The following is a 15,565-nucleotide window of genomic DNA, read 5'->3' on the forward strand; positions in this document are numbered from 1 at the left end:
GCGGTGTCCTCTCCATACCGGCGGGTTGCAAGAAGGGGGCGGCGCGCGGCCGCCCCCCTTGATGGTCATGCCTGACGCTGGGTCAGGTCAAGCCCATGGCCGGGGGCTTAGCCCCAGCACAGTTCCGCACCCTTGGCGCTGTCGATGGAGTCGACACCGGCGGCGGGCTTGTCGGTGATCAGCTGGACGCCGGTATCGGTGAAGTCCTTGCCCTCGGTCGGGGCGGGCTTGGTGCCGTCCTTGGCAAAGGCGGCAATCGCTTCGACGCCCTTGGCGGCCATATCCAGCGGATATTGCTGCGAGGTCGCGCCGATCACGCCGTCCTTGACGTTCTGCACGCCGGGGCAACCGCCATCGACCGACACGATCAGCACGTCCTTTTCACGGCCCACGGCCTTCAGCGCCTCATAGGCACCGGCGGCGGCGGGTTCGTTGATCGTATAGACCAGGTTGATCGCCGGGTCTTTGGCCAGCAGGGCCTCCATAGCCTTCAGGCCGCCTTCCTCATTGCCGGCGGTGACTTCGTTGCCGACGATGCGCGGGTCTTCCTCGTCACCCCATTTCGCGGGGTCTTTCACGTCGATGCCGAAGCCGGTCAGGAAGCCCTGGTCGCGCAAAACGTCAACCGAGGGCTGCGAGATGCCAAGGTCCAGCATGGCGATCTTGGCGTCCTTGGCGGCATCGCCCATGGTCGCGGCGGCCCATTTGCCGATCATCTCGCCCGCCAGGAAGTTGTCGGTGGCAAAGGTCGCATCGGCGGCGTCGATCGGGTCCAGCGGCGTGTCCAGCGCGATCACCAGCAGGCCAGCATCGCGCGCGGCTTTCAGCGGATCGACGATCGCCTTGGTGTCGGACGCGGTGATCAGGATGCCCTTGGCGCCATCGGCGATGCAGGCCTCGATCGCCGCAACCTGGCTTTCGTGATCGCCATCGACCTTGCCGGCATAGGATTTAAGCTCGATCCCCAGCTCGGCCGCCTTGGCGGTCGCGCCTTCCTTCATCTTGACGAAGAACGGGTTGGTGTCGGTCTTGGTGATCAGACAGGCGCTGTCGGCGGCTTGGGCAGCGGCAGCCGTCGCCATCAGCGCGGCACCGGTCAAAAGCCCGCGCAGCAGGTGTTTCGTGGTCATGATGGTCCTCCTCATCACGGCGGTCCCACCCGCCGGTTGACAGGCAGGAAACATGTCGAATCGCCGCTTGTCAATAAATCAATTCTGTTGATTAATGCCGGAGGGGAGGATCGTCATGCAGCTTGGAACCTCGCCCGCGGGCATCCGGGGGCATAACGAACGGCTGATCCTGTCGCTGATCCGCGCCTTTGGTCCGCTGCCGCGCAGCGATCTGGCGCGGCTGACGGGGCTGTCGGCGCAGGCGGTCACCAATATCTCGCGCGGGTTGATCGCGGGGGGGTATCTGGACGACGGCGACCCGGTGCGCGGCAAGGTGGGCCAGCCGTCGCGGCCCTTGGCGCTGCGGCCGGATGGCGCGTGGTTCGCCGGGCTGAAGATCGGGCGGCGCAGCACCGAACTGGCGCTGCTGGATTTTGCCGGGCAGTTGGTGGGCGAGCGCAGCCAGATCTATGACATGCCGACGCCCGATCTGGTGCTGGCTTTTCTGCAGCGCGCGCTGCCCGATCTCGCGCAACTGATCCCCCCAGATCGGCGCGACCGGCTGATGGGTCTGGGCGTGGCGATGCCGTTCTTTCTGTGGGATTGGGGCGCGGGGATGGAGGGTTGGCGCGACATCGACCCCGCCCCCGCGCTGTCCGCCGCGACCGGCCTGCCGGTGCTGGTCGAAAACGATGCCAGTTGTGCCTGCGGGGCGGAACTGATGTTCGGTGCCGCGGATCTGCCCGCCGATTTCCTGCATGTCTATGTCGGCCATTTCGGCGGTGGCGGGCTGGTGCTGGATGGCCGCCTGCGGATGGGTCCGCATCGTAACGCCGGTGCATTGGGGTCGATGCCGGTGCCGGATGCGGGCGGGCGCATCAGGCAACTGCTTGATCTTGCGTCCATTTCCACTCTTGAGGCACGCTTGGGCCGGGTGCTGCCGCGCGACGATGCCGCCTGGGACGTGCCCCCCGAACTGGCCGCCGCCTGGGCGGCAGAGGCGGGGCGGGCGATCGCCTTTGCCGCCGTGACCGCTGCCGCGGTGGTCGATCTGGGGGCGGTGGTGATCGACGGTGCGATGCCCGCCGCATTGCGCCGCGATCTGGTTGCCGCGACCGGCGCGGCGATGGCCGCGCTGCCGATGGCCGGTCTGCACCCGCCGGTCCTGCGCGAGGGTACCCTTGGCCGCGCGGCGCGCAGTCTGGGGGCCGCTGCGCTGCCGCTGGCCGAGGGCTTCGGCCCGCTTGGCGGCGGTTTCGCCTTGCCTCTGGCCCGGTCGGATCGCGGCTGATAGGGTCCGCCGATGCAGATGATCGACAGCCCCGACCACCGCGCCTTCCTGATCGCCGATGCCCGGCGGCAGTTGGGATTCTTTGCCGCCAGCCTGACCCCTGACGGCCGCTTTGCGGTGCTGGATCACGACGGCGCGCCGCTGCCTGACACCGGGCAAGAGCTGCACACCACCACCCGGCTGATCCATGCCTATGCCTTGGGCCGCCTTCTGGACGCGCCGCGCGCGGATGCGATCATCGACGCCGGTATGGCCGCGCTGTGGACCCGCCACCGCGACGCCGATCACGGCGGATTTTACTGGTCCTTCGACGCGCAGGGCCCGGCGCGCGATGACAAGCTGGCTTACGGCCATGTCTTCGTGTTGCTGGCCGGGGCCTCGGCTGCGCAGGTGGGCCATCCCGATGCCGCGCGGCTTATCGACGCTGCCGACCGCGTGCTGACCGATCGCTTCTGGGATCAGGAGCGGGGCCTTTTCGCGGATGAGTTCCGCCGCGACTGGCAGCCGTTTTCAAGCTATCGCGGCATGAATGCCAACATGCACGGCGCCGAGGCCCTGCTGGCCGCGCATGAGGCCACGGGCCGCGCGGATTTCCTGCACAAGGCGGGGCGCATCCTGGATTTTTTCGTGACCCGCATGGCCCCTGCGCAGGGCTGGCGGCTGCCGGAACATTACACCGCCGACTGGCAGATCGATCCCGATTATCGCGGCGACCCGATGTTTCGCCCGGCCGGAACCACGCCCGGACATTCGCTGGAAATCGCGCGGCTGGCCTTGCAGCATTGGGTGCTGTCGGGCCGCCCCGATGACGGCACGCCCGACCGCGCCCGCGCGCTGATCCAGACCGCGCTGAGGGACGCCTGGCGGGCCGATGGCGGGCTGGTCTACACGCTGGGCCGTGGCGGCGCGCCTGCGGTGCGCGACCGCTATTGGTGGCCGGTGACCGAGGCGATCGGGGCGGTGGCCAGCCTCTTGCGCCTCGACCCGCGCCCCGGCGATGCGGATTGGTATGCGCGGCTGTGGGATTTCGCGCAGGCGCATCTGATCGATGCCGAACGCGGCGGCTGGTTCCCCGAACTGGATGAGGCGGGCCGCCCCGCTGCGCACCAGTTCATCGGCAAGCCCGACATCTATCACGCGCTGCAAGCCGATCTGATCCCGCTGGCGCCCGGCCCCGCGCATCTTTTCGATGGCCTTCGCGCGGCTTTGTCGGGCTGACCGGCGCGGGTTAACCTTGCCTCAACCTCTGACTGTTAGCACCGGAAGCAGGGATTCGCTGTCCGGGCTTCAGAATGAAGAGATGGTTGGGATTTTGGCGCGTGATGCTGGGCCTCTGGCTGGCCCTGGCGGGGGCCGTGCAGGCGGGCGATGCCGCGCTGTGCCTCATGGCGGCGCGCCAAGCCGCCGCGCAAACCGGCGTGCCCGAGGATGTCTTGCTGGGCATCGCGCTGACCGAAACCGGCACCAAACGCGAGGGCCGCTTTGACGCCTGGCCCTGGACCGTCAACATGGAGGGCAAGGGCGCCTGGTTCGACAGCCGTCAGGCGGCGCTTGATTTCGTGCAGCAGGCGCAGGCCCGCGGCGCGCGCAGCTTTGATATCGGCTGTTTCCAGTTGAACCACCGCTGGCACGGCCAGCATTTCGCCAGCCCGGACGCGATGTTCGACCCGCTGGCCGGTGCGCTTTATGCCGCGCAATTCCTGTCGCAGCTTTACGCCGAGGCCGGCTCGTGGGAGGGGGCGGCCGGGCTTTACCATTCCCGCACCCCCGCCTTGGCCGAAAAATATGCGGGGCTTTTTACCAAACATCGCGCCACGGCGCAGGGCAGGGTGGCTGATGGGCCGGGGCTTGACCTGCCGATGGGCGGCCCGGTGCGGCTGGCCTCGGTCAGCCCTGCCGACATGGCGGTGTCGCCACGCGTCAATGACTATCCGCTGCTGCAACGCGGCCATGTTGGGCAGATGGGGTCGCTGGTGCCGATGGCGCTGATCGGTCGGCGCGGCACGCCGCTGGCCCAAGGGGGCGCCGATGCCAGCCTTTGACAGCCTGCCCCGCGCCACGATCATGCTGGCGGTCGGGCTGATGGCGATCATCGTGATGATGGTGCTGCCGATGCCCGCCTGGGTGCTGGATGTCGGCCTGTCGGCCTCATTCGCCAGTGCGATCCTGATCTTCACGGTGACGCTGTTCATCGAACGGCCGCTGGATTTCTCGGCCTTCCCGACGCTGCTCCTGGCCTCGCTGATGCTGCGGCTGGCGCTGAACGTGTCCTCGACCAAGTTGATCATCGGCAATGGCCACACCGGCACCCATGCCGCGGGCGAGGTGATCGAGGGCTTCGCCGCCTTCGTCATGGGCGGCAACCTGCTGATCGGGCTGGTCGTGTTCTGCGTCATCATGATCGTGAACTTCATCGTCATCACCAAGGGCGCCGGTCGCATGGCCGAGGTCAGCGCCCGCTTTGCCCTGGATGCAATGCCCGGCAAGCAACTGGCGATCGACAGCGACATGAATGCCGGTGCCATCGACCACGCCGAGGCCCGCACCCGGCGCGAACGCGAACAGGCCGAGACGACGTTCTTCGGCTCGCTCGACGGTGTGTCGAAATTCGTCAAGGGCGACGCCGTGGCCGGGCTGATGATCACTGGGCTGAACTTTGTCATGGGCCTGATCGTCGGCACAGTGATGCACGGGATGCCCATCGGTCAGGCACTGGAGACCTATGCGATCCTGACCGTGGGCGACGGTCTGGTCAGCCAGATTCCCGCCGTCATCATCTCGGTCGCGGCGGCGTTGCTTTTGGCGCGGGGCGGGGCCAAGGGGTCGACCGACAAGGATCTGTTCGCGCAACTTGGCAAGCACCCGGCGGCGCTGGCGACGGTTGCCGTGCTGATGGCGCTTTTTGCTCTGGTTCCCGGCCTGCCGTTCACGCCGTTCATGCTGGGGGCCGTGGCGCTTGGGCTGGCGGCCTGGCGGATGCGGCAGAAACCTGGTGCGCCTGATACGGACACGCCTGCCAGCGATGCGCCTCCGCCGAAGCCTCGGTCGATGGGCGACACGCTGGATCTGGATGAACTGCATGTCGAGTTCGCCCCAGATCTGGTCAGCATGGTGCTGGACCCCGCGACCGGCCTTGACGCGCGGATCGGCAACATGCGCAACCATGTCGCGGTGCAGTTCGGCCTGATCCTGCCCGAGATCCGCCTGACCGACGATCCCGCGCTGCCCTCGGGTGGGTATCGCATCCGCATCCAGGGGGTCGAGGTCGCGCAGGACCGCGTTCAGGCCGACCGCGTTCTGGCGCTGTGTGGCGAGACGCGGGCGCAACTGCCGCCGGGTGAGGACGTGGATGAACCCGTCTATCGCGCCCCAGCCCGCTGGATCGCGCCCGACGCGACCGAGGAGGCAGCGATGCTGGGCGCGACCGTCGTCGGCCCGGCCGAGGTGCTGGCCACGCATCTGCTTGAGGTCGTCAAGACCAACCTGGGCCGTCTGTTCAGCCTGCGCGGCCTGCGGCGCCTTCTGGATGAGCAGATCAACATGTCTGACCCCGCCCGCACCGAGGCCAACCGCCGGATGCTGGACGAGATGATCCCCGACAAGGTGCCGATGGATGCGCTGCACGCCGTGCTGAAGCTGCTGCTGGAGGAGCGCGTGTCGATCCGCAACCTGCCGCTGATCCTTGAGGCGATGGCCGAGGCGCGCGGCATCGGCGGCCCCGAGGCGACCGCCGAACATGTGCGTCAGCGCATGGGCTTTCAGATCGTCGCGGGCCTCAAGCGCGCAGATGGCAGCCTGCCGCTGATCCAGCTTGCCCCCGAATGGGAGGAGATCTTTACAACCTATCAGATCGACGGTGACCGCGGGCAGACCGATGTCGCGCTGCCGCCCGAGCGGTTCAACCGGCTGTCGCAGTCGGTGTCCGAGCGTCTGGCGCAGGCCATGGCCAATGACACGCAGCCCGCGCTGATCACCTCGGCCCGGCGACGGCGATGCCTGCGCACCATGCTGGCGGCCAAGGGTATCGCCATGCCGGTCCTCAGCTATGAGGAGATCGGCTTCGAGGCGCGCCCGGCACTGGTCGGGACGGTGGCGGCATGACCCCCGATCTGGCCCGCACCATGATGGATCAGGTGATCGGCCTGTGGATGCTTTACGGCGCGGTCTTCCTGCGCGTCGGCACCGCCATGCTGGTGCTGCCCGGCTTTGGCGAGGCGGCGATCCCGGTGCGCGTGCGTCTGGCGGCGTCGCTTGCCTTTTCGGCCGCCATCGCGCCAGCGGTCGATCCGATGCCGCAGGATGTCTCGGTCTGGCGCCTGGCTGCCGAGCCGGTCACCGGGCTGGCCTTTGGCCTGGTGCTGCGGCTGTTCGTTCTGGTGCTGAATATCGCGGGCGCCATCATCGCGCAGTCGACATCGCTTGCGCAGATGTTCGGCGGCGCGGCGGGCGAGCCGCAGCCCGCCGCTGGCCATCTGCTGACCATGGGCGGCATCGCCCTGGCCTTTGCCATGGGCCTGCACCTGTCGCTGGCCGAGGCGCTGATCGCCTCATACGCCGCGATCCCGCAGGGAGCGCTGCCGGCCGCGGGCGACATCCGGGGGTGGGGCGTGGCCGAGGTAGCGCGCGCCTTTGCCATGGCGCTGTCACTGTCGATGCCCTTTGTCATCGCGGCGTTGATCTATAACGTCGCTTTGGGCGCGATCAACCGCGCCATGCCGCAGCTGATGGTGTCGATGATCGGCGCGCCGGCCTTGACGCTGGGCGGGCTGGCAATGTTGGTGCTGGCGGTGCCTGCCGGGTTGTCGCTTTGGCATCAGGGACTGGTCGCGCTTCTGGCTGACCCCTTCGCGGGCGCGCGATGAGCGAGGACAACGATACCGAAAAGGAACATGAGCCAACCCCGCAAAAGCTGGAAAAGGCGCGCAAGCAGGGGCAGATCGTCAAATCCGCGGACCTGTCCGTCGCGGCCTCTTATGGCGGGCTGATGGTGGTGTTCAGCGGCTTTGGCGGGCTGACGTTGATGGCTATGGGCGGCGCGCTGCGGCAGATGCTGGCCGATCCCGACCGGCTGGGCACGCTGATGCTGGGGGGCGGCAACGCATTGACGGGCGGGCTGCTGGCGCGCGTGGCCGGTGCGGCGGCGCCTTGGGTTCTGGGCCCGATGCTGGCGGTTCTGGCCGTGCTTTTCGCGCAGCGCGCGTTCATCTTTGTCCCCGACAAGCTGACCCCCAAGCTGAACCGCATCAACCCGATCGCCGCAGCGGGGCAGAAGTTCGGCCGAACCGGCCTGTTCGAGTTCGGCAAAAGCACGGTCAAGATGACCGTTGTGTCGATTGTCCTGTTTCAGATTCTGCGCGGGCGTCTGGGTCAGATCATGACCGCCCAGCAGGCCGAAGTGCCCGCCGGAATGGTTGCGATGACCGCAATCCTGCATGACTTTCTGATGATCGTGCTGATCGCCGCGATCACCTTCGCCGCCATCGACTATCTGTGGCAGTATTTCGAACATATCCGCCGCAACCGGATGAGCCGACAAGAGATGATCGACGAGTTCAAGGACTCGGAAGGTGACCCGCATATGAAGGGGCAACGGCAACAGCGCGCGCGCGAAATCGCCTCCAACCGGATGCTGGCCGACGTGCCGCGCGCCGATGTGGTGATCGTCAACCCCACCCACTACGCCGTCGCGCTGCGATGGCAGCGGGGCGGCGGGCAGGCGCCGGTCTGCGTGGCCAAGGGGGTCGATGCGATGGCGGCCCGCATTCGCGCGATCGCCGCCGAAAACGGCGTGCCGATCCGGTCCGATCCGCCCACCGCCCGGGCCATCTACGCCAGTGTCGAGATCGGCGCCGAGATCCGCCGCGATCATTACCGCGCCGTTGCCGCCGCGATCCGCTATGCGGAAATGATCCGCCGCCGCGCCCGCGCACGGGGCGAGAAGATTGCCCCGCAGGTGCGGCTGTGACGCTGCGCGCAAACCTCACGGACCGGGGGGCGACATCCTGGCTGTCGGGTTGTGGCTCTGGGTCTCGATCCAAGTTTGGGGCTAGCGGGCACTTGCGCGTAACGCTGCGCGATGCGGGAAGCGAAGGGGAACAACGATGACCAAGCCCATGGTGACCGCCGCCGCCCGTGATCTGGCGATGCTTCGTCGGCTGGCATCACTGCGCGAGGCGCAAGCCCTTGCCGAGGTTGCGGCGCTGTCGGCGCAGGCCCGCGACTTTCGCGATCGTCACCAACAGATCGAAGCCGAACGCTGCGCGGTCAATGCCTGTGTTCAGGGCGATCCGACCCTTGGCCTGCTGGCCGCGCGGCATCACGGCTGGGCGGATGCCGCGCAGACCCGGATCAACGAGGCTTTGGCCAAGGTCGAGGTGTTGCGCGCCAAAGCCGTGTCGCAGGCTGTCGCCGAGGTCGGCCGATCGGATGTCTTGGCTCGCCTCGATGACCGGCAGAGCCGCGCCACCCGCCGCGCAGCGCAAGAAGCGATGTGCGACGCCATTCTGGAGCAGACCTGCCTTGGGACGTCGCGGCATGAACCGCTGATGGTGGGCGATAAGCCAAGGCTGTGATCTGTCCGAGGGCCGCCTCGTGCGGCAAACGCAGGGCCACGTGGAAGCCACGTGTCCAACCGCGCAGCGGAGGACGTTCTGGGCGGCGAGACAGTCATCCAGAACCTCGTCAGACGGGATACATCTGCTGGCGGTGCGACTTGGGTTAGTGAAGCAGCGCGGCAGCACTGAAATCGTCGATGTGCCGCCCAAGGTGGACGGGCGTGCCGATGCGCCCCACCTCAGCCTTGCGCCCGGTCGCGCGGTCTTGGCTGGCCGCAGTGTGAGCGCCTTTGTTGGTCAGAGCGCCATGACCACGCGGGAGGATGGCAGCATGCTGAGGCGATCGCCAGAGGTATGAGTGACCGAGGAGGGGATGCAATGCCGCCTGTCATCGCCCGAACAGCCGAATGCTGTCGTTTGTCAGGCCTCGTTTGCGCGGACAGGCCGCAGCCTGCGCACGCGATAGGCCCGGCATGGCGGGCCTGCGGATCGCGCGGGGCGAACGCAAAGTTGGGGGTCAGGCTCGGGCTGTTTGGCATTCATCGGCCCGGGGCTGGGCGTGGCATGCTGAGGCGAAGCAGACGACGGGTCGGCGGCATAGGTGACCGAGGAGGCGATGCGATGCCTCCTGTCATCGCCCAAAAAGCCGAATGTTGTCGTTCGGCAGGTCTCGTTTGCGCGGACCGGCTGCAGCCTGCGCACGTGATAGGCCCGGCATGGCGGGCGTCCAGATCGCGCGGGGCGCACACAATGTTGCCGGTCAGGCGCGCGCTGCTTGGCATTCAGCCGCCGACTCGGGGCGCAGCACGCTGCGGCGACCCAGCGAAGGGCCCGTCGGTTTGAACGGTCGAGAGCAGGCGCGTGGCCGACACGCGCGTTGACCCTGGGGGATCGCCAACGTTGCTCGCTTGGGATGGGCGTGATGGCGCAGTCGGGAAGGTGCGGTCCAGGGTCATGCGCACCGGTGCTCGGCGCGTGGAGAATGTGGGGTGCGCGAACGCAGCTTTGACATGGCGGCGGCAGGGGTCTTTCGGTCGGCATCCCCCACCAAGGGCGGTTCGCGTCGGGGCGGTTGGTCGAAGACATGCGTGGCGCGTTGGCGCCGACGGGCGCGTCTTGGTTGCGGTGTGGGGGTGTCGCCGTGCGGCGGATTGGTCGAACCGGCCCGTCATCCTGCCAAAGGCGGTGCCGGTCCATGCAAGACTTTGATGACAGCCGGGCTGGAGTCGAACCAACATCCGATTGCTGCAAAAGCGGCAAGCTACCTTTCCAAGCGTCGGCCACTGGCTGTCTTCGGCAAGATGCGGCTGTTTCAACGGCTTTTCAACCCATCGACGTTGCACGGCCGCCACCAGCCACGGGCAGGCGGCAGGCACAGACGTTAGAGGATCCTGGCTGGTCGGGCGCGCCGGTCTCGCCGCGGCGGGCAGCGCGCGTTGGCTGTGCAGCGGTGTGCAAAAGTGGCGCCCCCGCTGGCGAAGTTTCCGGCATCCGCACCCGCCTTTTCAGGGCGGCGAACCTTAGAAGCTGACTGCCACGGCCGCACCGCGCGGTTCGCGTCGATCCAGGGAATACGGCGGCGGACGGGGTTGCAACGGCGCTTCCCGATCCCCGCGCGCATGACCCGCCGCCTGCGCCCTAAGTTGCGCCCTGGCGCAAACCGCAGCGAAGGCCGCCGGCCGCGCCTCGGCGGGGACGGCGCCATCGGTAAAACCGCCCAGTATCTGCAATTGATACAAATGCAAGACAGTCTGCGGCTGCGGGCGCCCTGATCGCAGAGCAATCTTTACCGGCTGTTAAGCTCTGCGCCGCATTCTTCGGATAGCGCCGGGGGGCGCGGGGTGAAAATTGGGGGCGAAAGTGGCAAGCTTTCGTAATGGCGGCGTCTTTTCGGGCGGGTCGCCGAAGATGATCAGCGGCATCGACGACATGGTGCTGGTGCAGCGCGACGGGCAAAGCTGGATCTATACGACCAGCGGCAACGGCGGCGGCATGATGGCACTGTCGCTGACGCCCAGCCTGACCGGCCCGGGGCTGGCGCTGTTGGCTGAAGAGGCCAGCTATCTGCTGCGGGTCGCGGGAAGCTCGGCGGATGTGTCGGTCATCCAGCACCCGCTGGGACCGATGCTGGTGCAAACCGGGATCAGCACGACCAGCACCGGCGGCCGGTGGGTGGGCGGCACCGGCACACTTGGCAACAGCATGTCGCTGTCGGGCGCCCCGCTGGGGATTACGCAGGTCGAACAACTTCGCTGTGGCGATGCGCTGCTGACGGTGACGGCAGAACGCGCCTCGGGGCGGATCACGCTGCACAGCTTTGATACCGCGACCCGCGCGCTGTCGGCGCTGTCCAGCGTGACCGCGCCGGTGGGCAAGACCGTCTTTACCGACGATGTGACGCTGACCACCGCCGCGCTGAGCCATGGCAGCTATGTGCTGGCGGCAACGGCCTCGGGTCAGGCGGTGGTCGCCTATCGGGTGTCCGAGGATCACCGCATGGTCGAGACCGGGCGGCTGGCGGCAAGCGATGGCGTGGGCATCAGCCAGCCGGGTCCGATGCAGGTCGTGTCGGCCTATGGGCGCGATTTCGTGCTGGCGGCGGCGGGGCAATCCTCCAGCGTCACCGTCGCTGAACTGAAGGCGGACGGCAGCCTGCGGGCGACCGATCACCTGATGGATTCGCTGGCCAGCCGCTTTGGCCAGATTGCCGCGATGCAGGTGGTGACGGTGGCGGGGCGGCCCGTGGTGCTGGTCGGCGGCGGCGACGGCGGGGTGAGCGCGCTGATGCTGTTGCCCGACGGCCGCCTGGTCGAGGTCGCGACCCAGGCCGATCACGCCGGGCTGTCGCTGGCCAAGGTCGCCACCATCGCCGCCTTTCAGCAGGGCGGGATCGTGCACCTTTACGCCGCCGGTTCAGCCGAAACAGGCATCACGCACCTGACGCTGGATCTGCGTGCATGGGGGCAGACGTGGCTGGGGGGCGACATGGCCGACAGCCTGACGGGCGGTGCGGCCGATGACCTGATCGCGGGCGGGGTGGGTGACGATCTGCTGGCGGGGGCGGGTGGCGACGACGTGATCCAGGATGGGATCGGGTCCGATACGATGGCGGGCGGTCTGGGGGCCGACACGTTTGTTCTGGCCAATGACGGCGACATGGATCGGATCACCGATTTCGACGCCGGCCGCGACCGGCTGGATCTAAGCGCCTGGGGGCGGCTTTACGACCTGTCGGCGGTGGCGATCAGCCGTCAGGCCGATGGCGGGCTGGTGCTGCAATACGGCACAGAGCGGCTGATGATCTGGGGCCGCGACGGCCTCTGGCTGACCGAGGCGCAGATGCGCGCGGCCTTGGTGACCACCCTCTTTCATCTGCCGACGGCGCCGACCGCCGACATCTATGACAGGCTGTGGGTGCAGGCCCGCCCCGGCGCCGACGGCATCGCCCGCGCCACCCTGACCGAGGATCACGGCGATGCCAAACTCTCTGGCACCGTGGGGCGCGACAGCCTGACCGGCAACAGCCATGCCAATCACCTGTATGGGTATGAGGGGAGCGACACGCTGGATGGCGGCGGCGGGGCGGATACGCTGGAGGGCGGGGACGGCAATGATGCCTATCGCGTCGATCATGCCGGCGATGTGGTGATCGACCGCAGCGGCTACGAGCATCTCTATAGCACCGTCAGCCTGACGGCCCCGGTCGGGATTGAATCGACCACGCTGGTCGGCAGCGCCAACCTGAACCTATGGGGGCGCGCGGCGTCCGAGGTGCTGAACGGCAATGTCGGCGCGAACTGGATCGACGGCGGTGCGGGCAACGACACCATCAGTGGCCGTGGCGGCGCCGACACGATCCTGGGCGGCGCGGGCAACGATCTGCTGAGCCTGGCCGCTGGTCCGGGTCAGCGGGCCGAAGCGCGCGGTGGCGCGGGCGACGACATTTATGACCTGCGCTCCGACCGCGATCTTGCCGTCGAACGGGCGGGCGAGGGCAGCGATACGATCCGCGCATGGATGTCGGTCGTGCTGCCCGACGCGATCGAGGCGGTCGAGCTGCAAGGCAGCGCCGTCGCCGCGACAGGCAATGCGGCCGACAACCGGCTGACGGGGACGGCGGGCGACAATCAACTGATGGGCCTCGACGGCCGTGACGTGCTGGGTGGCGGGGCCGGAAATGACCTGCTGGACGGTGGTGATGGAAACGATGTGCTGGAGGGTGGCATGGGTATGGATACGCTGATCGGCGGTCTGGGTAACGATCTGTTTTCGGTGGACAATCTGGGCGATGTGATCGTCGAGACGGCGGCGGGCGGCCAGGATACGGTGGCCAGCAGCATCGCATTGGTGATACCCGAGCAGATCGAATGGCTGCGCCTGATCGGTGCCGCGGCGCTGAGCGCCACCGGTGACGGGCGCGGCAACGTGCTGGAGGGCAACACGGGCGCCAACCTGCTGCGCGGTCTGGGCGGCAATGACACGCTGATCGGCGGACTGGGCAATGACACGCTGGATGGCGGCGCGGGGCTTGATGACATGCGCGGCGGGGCCGGCAACGATATTTATCACGTGCATGATGCGGCCGACAGGGTGACCGAACTGGCCGGGCAGGGCAGCGACATCGTTTACGCCTGGACGGATTACATTCTGCCCCAGCACGTCGAGGTGCTAAGCTTGGGCTATGGCAGCGGCACCTTTGGCATCGGCAACAATCTGAACAACACCATCTTCGGCAATGCCCGCAACAACGTGCTGATCGGGCTGGGTGGGAGTGACTATCTGCAAAGCGGTGCCGGTGATGACACGCTGAGCGGGGATGAGGGCAACGACATTCTGGTGGGGCAAACCGGCAGCGACGTGATGATCGGCGGCACGGGCAACGACACCTATTACGTCGACAGCGTTTACGACCAGGTCGTCGAGGATGCCGGGGCGGGGACGGATGTCGTGGTCACATCGGTGTCGCTGACGATCCCGGTGAATGTCGAAAAGCTGACTCTGGCCGGGACGGTCAGCCTGACTGCCACGGGCGGTGCGGGGAACGACATCCTTGTCAGCGGCGGGATGGGTGACCGCCTGGTCGGCGGGGCAGGCCGCGATACGATCATCGCCGGTGGTGGCAACGATACGATCAGCGCGGGTGATGGCGATGATTATCTGGACGTGCGCGACGGGGCCAATTTCGCCTATGCGGGGGCGGGCAACGACTATCTGTGGGGCAACGGCGCGAATGACACGCTTTATGGCAGCCTTGGCAATGACACCTATGCTGTCACCTCCGGGAACGAAACCATCATCGAGTTCGGGGGGCAGGGGCTGGATGTGGTGTTCTCATCGGTCAGCCTGCGCACTCTGGCCGCCAACGTCGAAAACGTGGTGCTGCTGGGCAGCGGCGGCATCTCGGCGGTCGGCAACACCCTTGGCAACCGGATGACCGGGAATGCCGGGGCCAACGTATTGTCGGGCGGCGCCGGGAATGACTATCTGATGGGCATGTCCGGCAATGACACGCTGTCGGGCCAGGATGGCAATGACGTGCTGCTGGACGGGTTCGGCAATGACGTGCTGTCGGGCGGCAATGGTGCGGACAGCCTTTGGGGGATGCAGGGCAACGACATGCTGCTGGGCGGGGCGGGCAATGACCTGCTGTTCGGCAATACCGAGAATGACCACCTTATAGGTGAGGCCGGCAATGACATCCTGCTGGGTGGCACCGGCAATGACATCCTGAACGGCGGCGCGGGCGTCGACACCCTGCGCGGTGAGGCCGGGGCCGATGCCTTCGTCTTCAACATGCCCGCCGGCCTGGCCAATGCTGACCGCATCATCGACTATTCTGTCGCCGACGACTCTCTGTGGCTGGCAACGGCGAGCTTCGGGCTGGCCAAGGGCCATCTGGCCGCGCGCCAGCTGGCGATCGGGCGCGCGGCGACCACGGCGGACCATCGGTTTGTCTATAACCCCGGCGACGGTCATCTGTCGTATGACGCCGACGGCGCAGGGGCGGGTGCGGCGTCGCTGATTGCCTATCTGCCGACCGGGCTGAAGCTGACGGCTGCGGATTTCCTGCTGTATTGATCGCGCCTTGTCGCGCAAGAACGATGTGAGATCGGGCGCGCTGATCTTTCGGCGGCTGGCTGAGCGGAGGGACGCCGGCACTGAACTTGGGCCAGGGCGAAGCGATGCGGCAACGTGCGGCGGCAACCCTTGGATGTGCGCACCGCAGGCACACAGAGGGTGGCTGTGCAGCCATGGGCGCGCGGGGCATGGGTGGAGCCTTGGCCCGGAGGTTTGGCCGCGATCCAACGGCTGGCAAGGGCGGGGGGCGGAGGGAATGGGCCATCCCCCGGTGCCGGTGGCGCCGCCAAGCCCCGCGTGTTGTTACCGGCAGCGGAACCAAGGAAAGGGCGCGGGTAGGGATTGTGGACACAACCGCGCGCGGCAGCGCCGTAACCTTCGCCCCGAGCTTCGACAGGGGCCGCATCGACGGCCGAGGATGTTGGCTGGGGAGGCGGTGATAAAGCGCGGTCGCCCTGACCTCGCTGCCGGCGCCATTGCTGCGCGTCGTCACCGGCCGCCGCAGCAGGGGCGCGGCATGTGTTCGCTGTGCG

General features: G+C 67.5%; 9 protein-coding genes and 1 tRNA gene. 8 read left to right on the forward strand and 2 right to left on the reverse strand.

Annotated elements, in window-relative coordinates:
• Positions 1-107 precede the first annotated feature (107 nt).
• A complete protein-coding gene (locus ACEYYA_RS00345) occupies positions 108-1,130 on the reverse strand; it encodes a sugar ABC transporter substrate-binding protein (protein WP_374796412.1) in 1,023 nt (340 codons plus the stop codon).
• Positions 1,131-1,245: 115 nt separating this feature from the next.
• On the opposite strand from ACEYYA_RS00345, the gene ACEYYA_RS00350 reads away from it, so the two are divergent.
• The 7 genes from ACEYYA_RS00350 to ACEYYA_RS00380 all read left to right on the forward strand — a co-directional run bounded on the left by ACEYYA_RS00350 (position 1,246) and on the right by ACEYYA_RS00380 (position 8,972).
• Positions 1,246-2,400 carry an ROK family transcriptional regulator gene (locus ACEYYA_RS00350; RefSeq protein ID WP_374796414.1) on the forward strand — a complete coding sequence of 385 codons (1,155 nt, stop codon included), beginning with the start codon at positions 1,246-1,248 and terminating at the stop codon, positions 2,398-2,400.
• Between the two features lie 12 nt (positions 2,401-2,412).
• Entirely contained in the window at positions 2,413-3,618 is a 1,206-nt protein-coding gene (locus ACEYYA_RS00355; RefSeq protein ID WP_374796416.1) for an AGE family epimerase/isomerase, read from the forward strand.
• Between the two features lie 104 nt (positions 3,619-3,722).
• On the forward strand, positions 3,723-4,442 hold the full coding sequence (locus tag ACEYYA_RS00360; RefSeq protein ID WP_374796418.1) for a lysozyme family protein: 720 nt from the start codon (positions 3,723-3,725) through the stop codon (positions 4,440-4,442).
• On the forward strand, positions 4,429-6,501 hold the full coding sequence (gene flhA / locus ACEYYA_RS00365; RefSeq protein WP_374796420.1) for a flagellar biosynthesis protein FlhA: 2,073 nt from the start codon (positions 4,429-4,431) through the stop codon (positions 6,499-6,501). The genes ACEYYA_RS00360 and flhA overlap by 14 nt, the downstream gene beginning before the upstream one ends.
• Positions 6,498-7,262, forward strand: coding sequence for a flagellar biosynthetic protein FliR (locus tag ACEYYA_RS00370; protein ID WP_374796422.1), 765 nt, complete (start codon positions 6,498-6,500; stop codon positions 7,260-7,262). The genes flhA and ACEYYA_RS00370 overlap by 4 nt, the downstream gene beginning before the upstream one ends.
• A complete protein-coding gene (gene flhB, locus ACEYYA_RS00375) occupies positions 7,259-8,365 on the forward strand; it encodes a flagellar type III secretion system protein FlhB (protein ID WP_374796424.1) in 1,107 nt (368 codons plus the stop codon). Before ACEYYA_RS00370 ends, flhB begins: the two co-directional genes overlap by 4 nt.
• A 136-nt stretch (positions 8,366-8,501) precedes the next feature.
• Complete coding sequence (locus ACEYYA_RS00380; RefSeq protein WP_374796426.1) at positions 8,502-8,972, forward strand: hypothetical protein; 471 nt, start codon at positions 8,502-8,504, stop codon at positions 8,970-8,972.
• Between the two features lie 1,192 nt (positions 8,973-10,164).
• On the opposite strand, the gene ACEYYA_RS00385 is transcribed toward ACEYYA_RS00380, so the two are convergent.
• A tRNA-OTHER gene (locus tag ACEYYA_RS00385) sits at positions 10,165-10,245 on the reverse strand.
• Between the two features lie 569 nt (positions 10,246-10,814).
• On the opposite strand from ACEYYA_RS00385, the gene ACEYYA_RS00390 reads away from it, so the two are divergent.
• The gene (locus ACEYYA_RS00390) at positions 10,815-15,032 is read left to right on the forward strand and encodes a calcium-binding protein (protein WP_374796428.1); all 4,218 of its coding nucleotides are present in this window, start codon (positions 10,815-10,817) and stop codon (positions 15,030-15,032) included.
• Positions 15,033-15,565 lie beyond the last annotated feature (533 nt).

It is taken from the genome of Paracoccus zhouxuedongae (assembly GCF_041927815.1).
Taxonomy (GTDB): Bacteria; Pseudomonadota; Alphaproteobacteria; order Rhodobacterales; family Rhodobacteraceae; genus Paracoccus.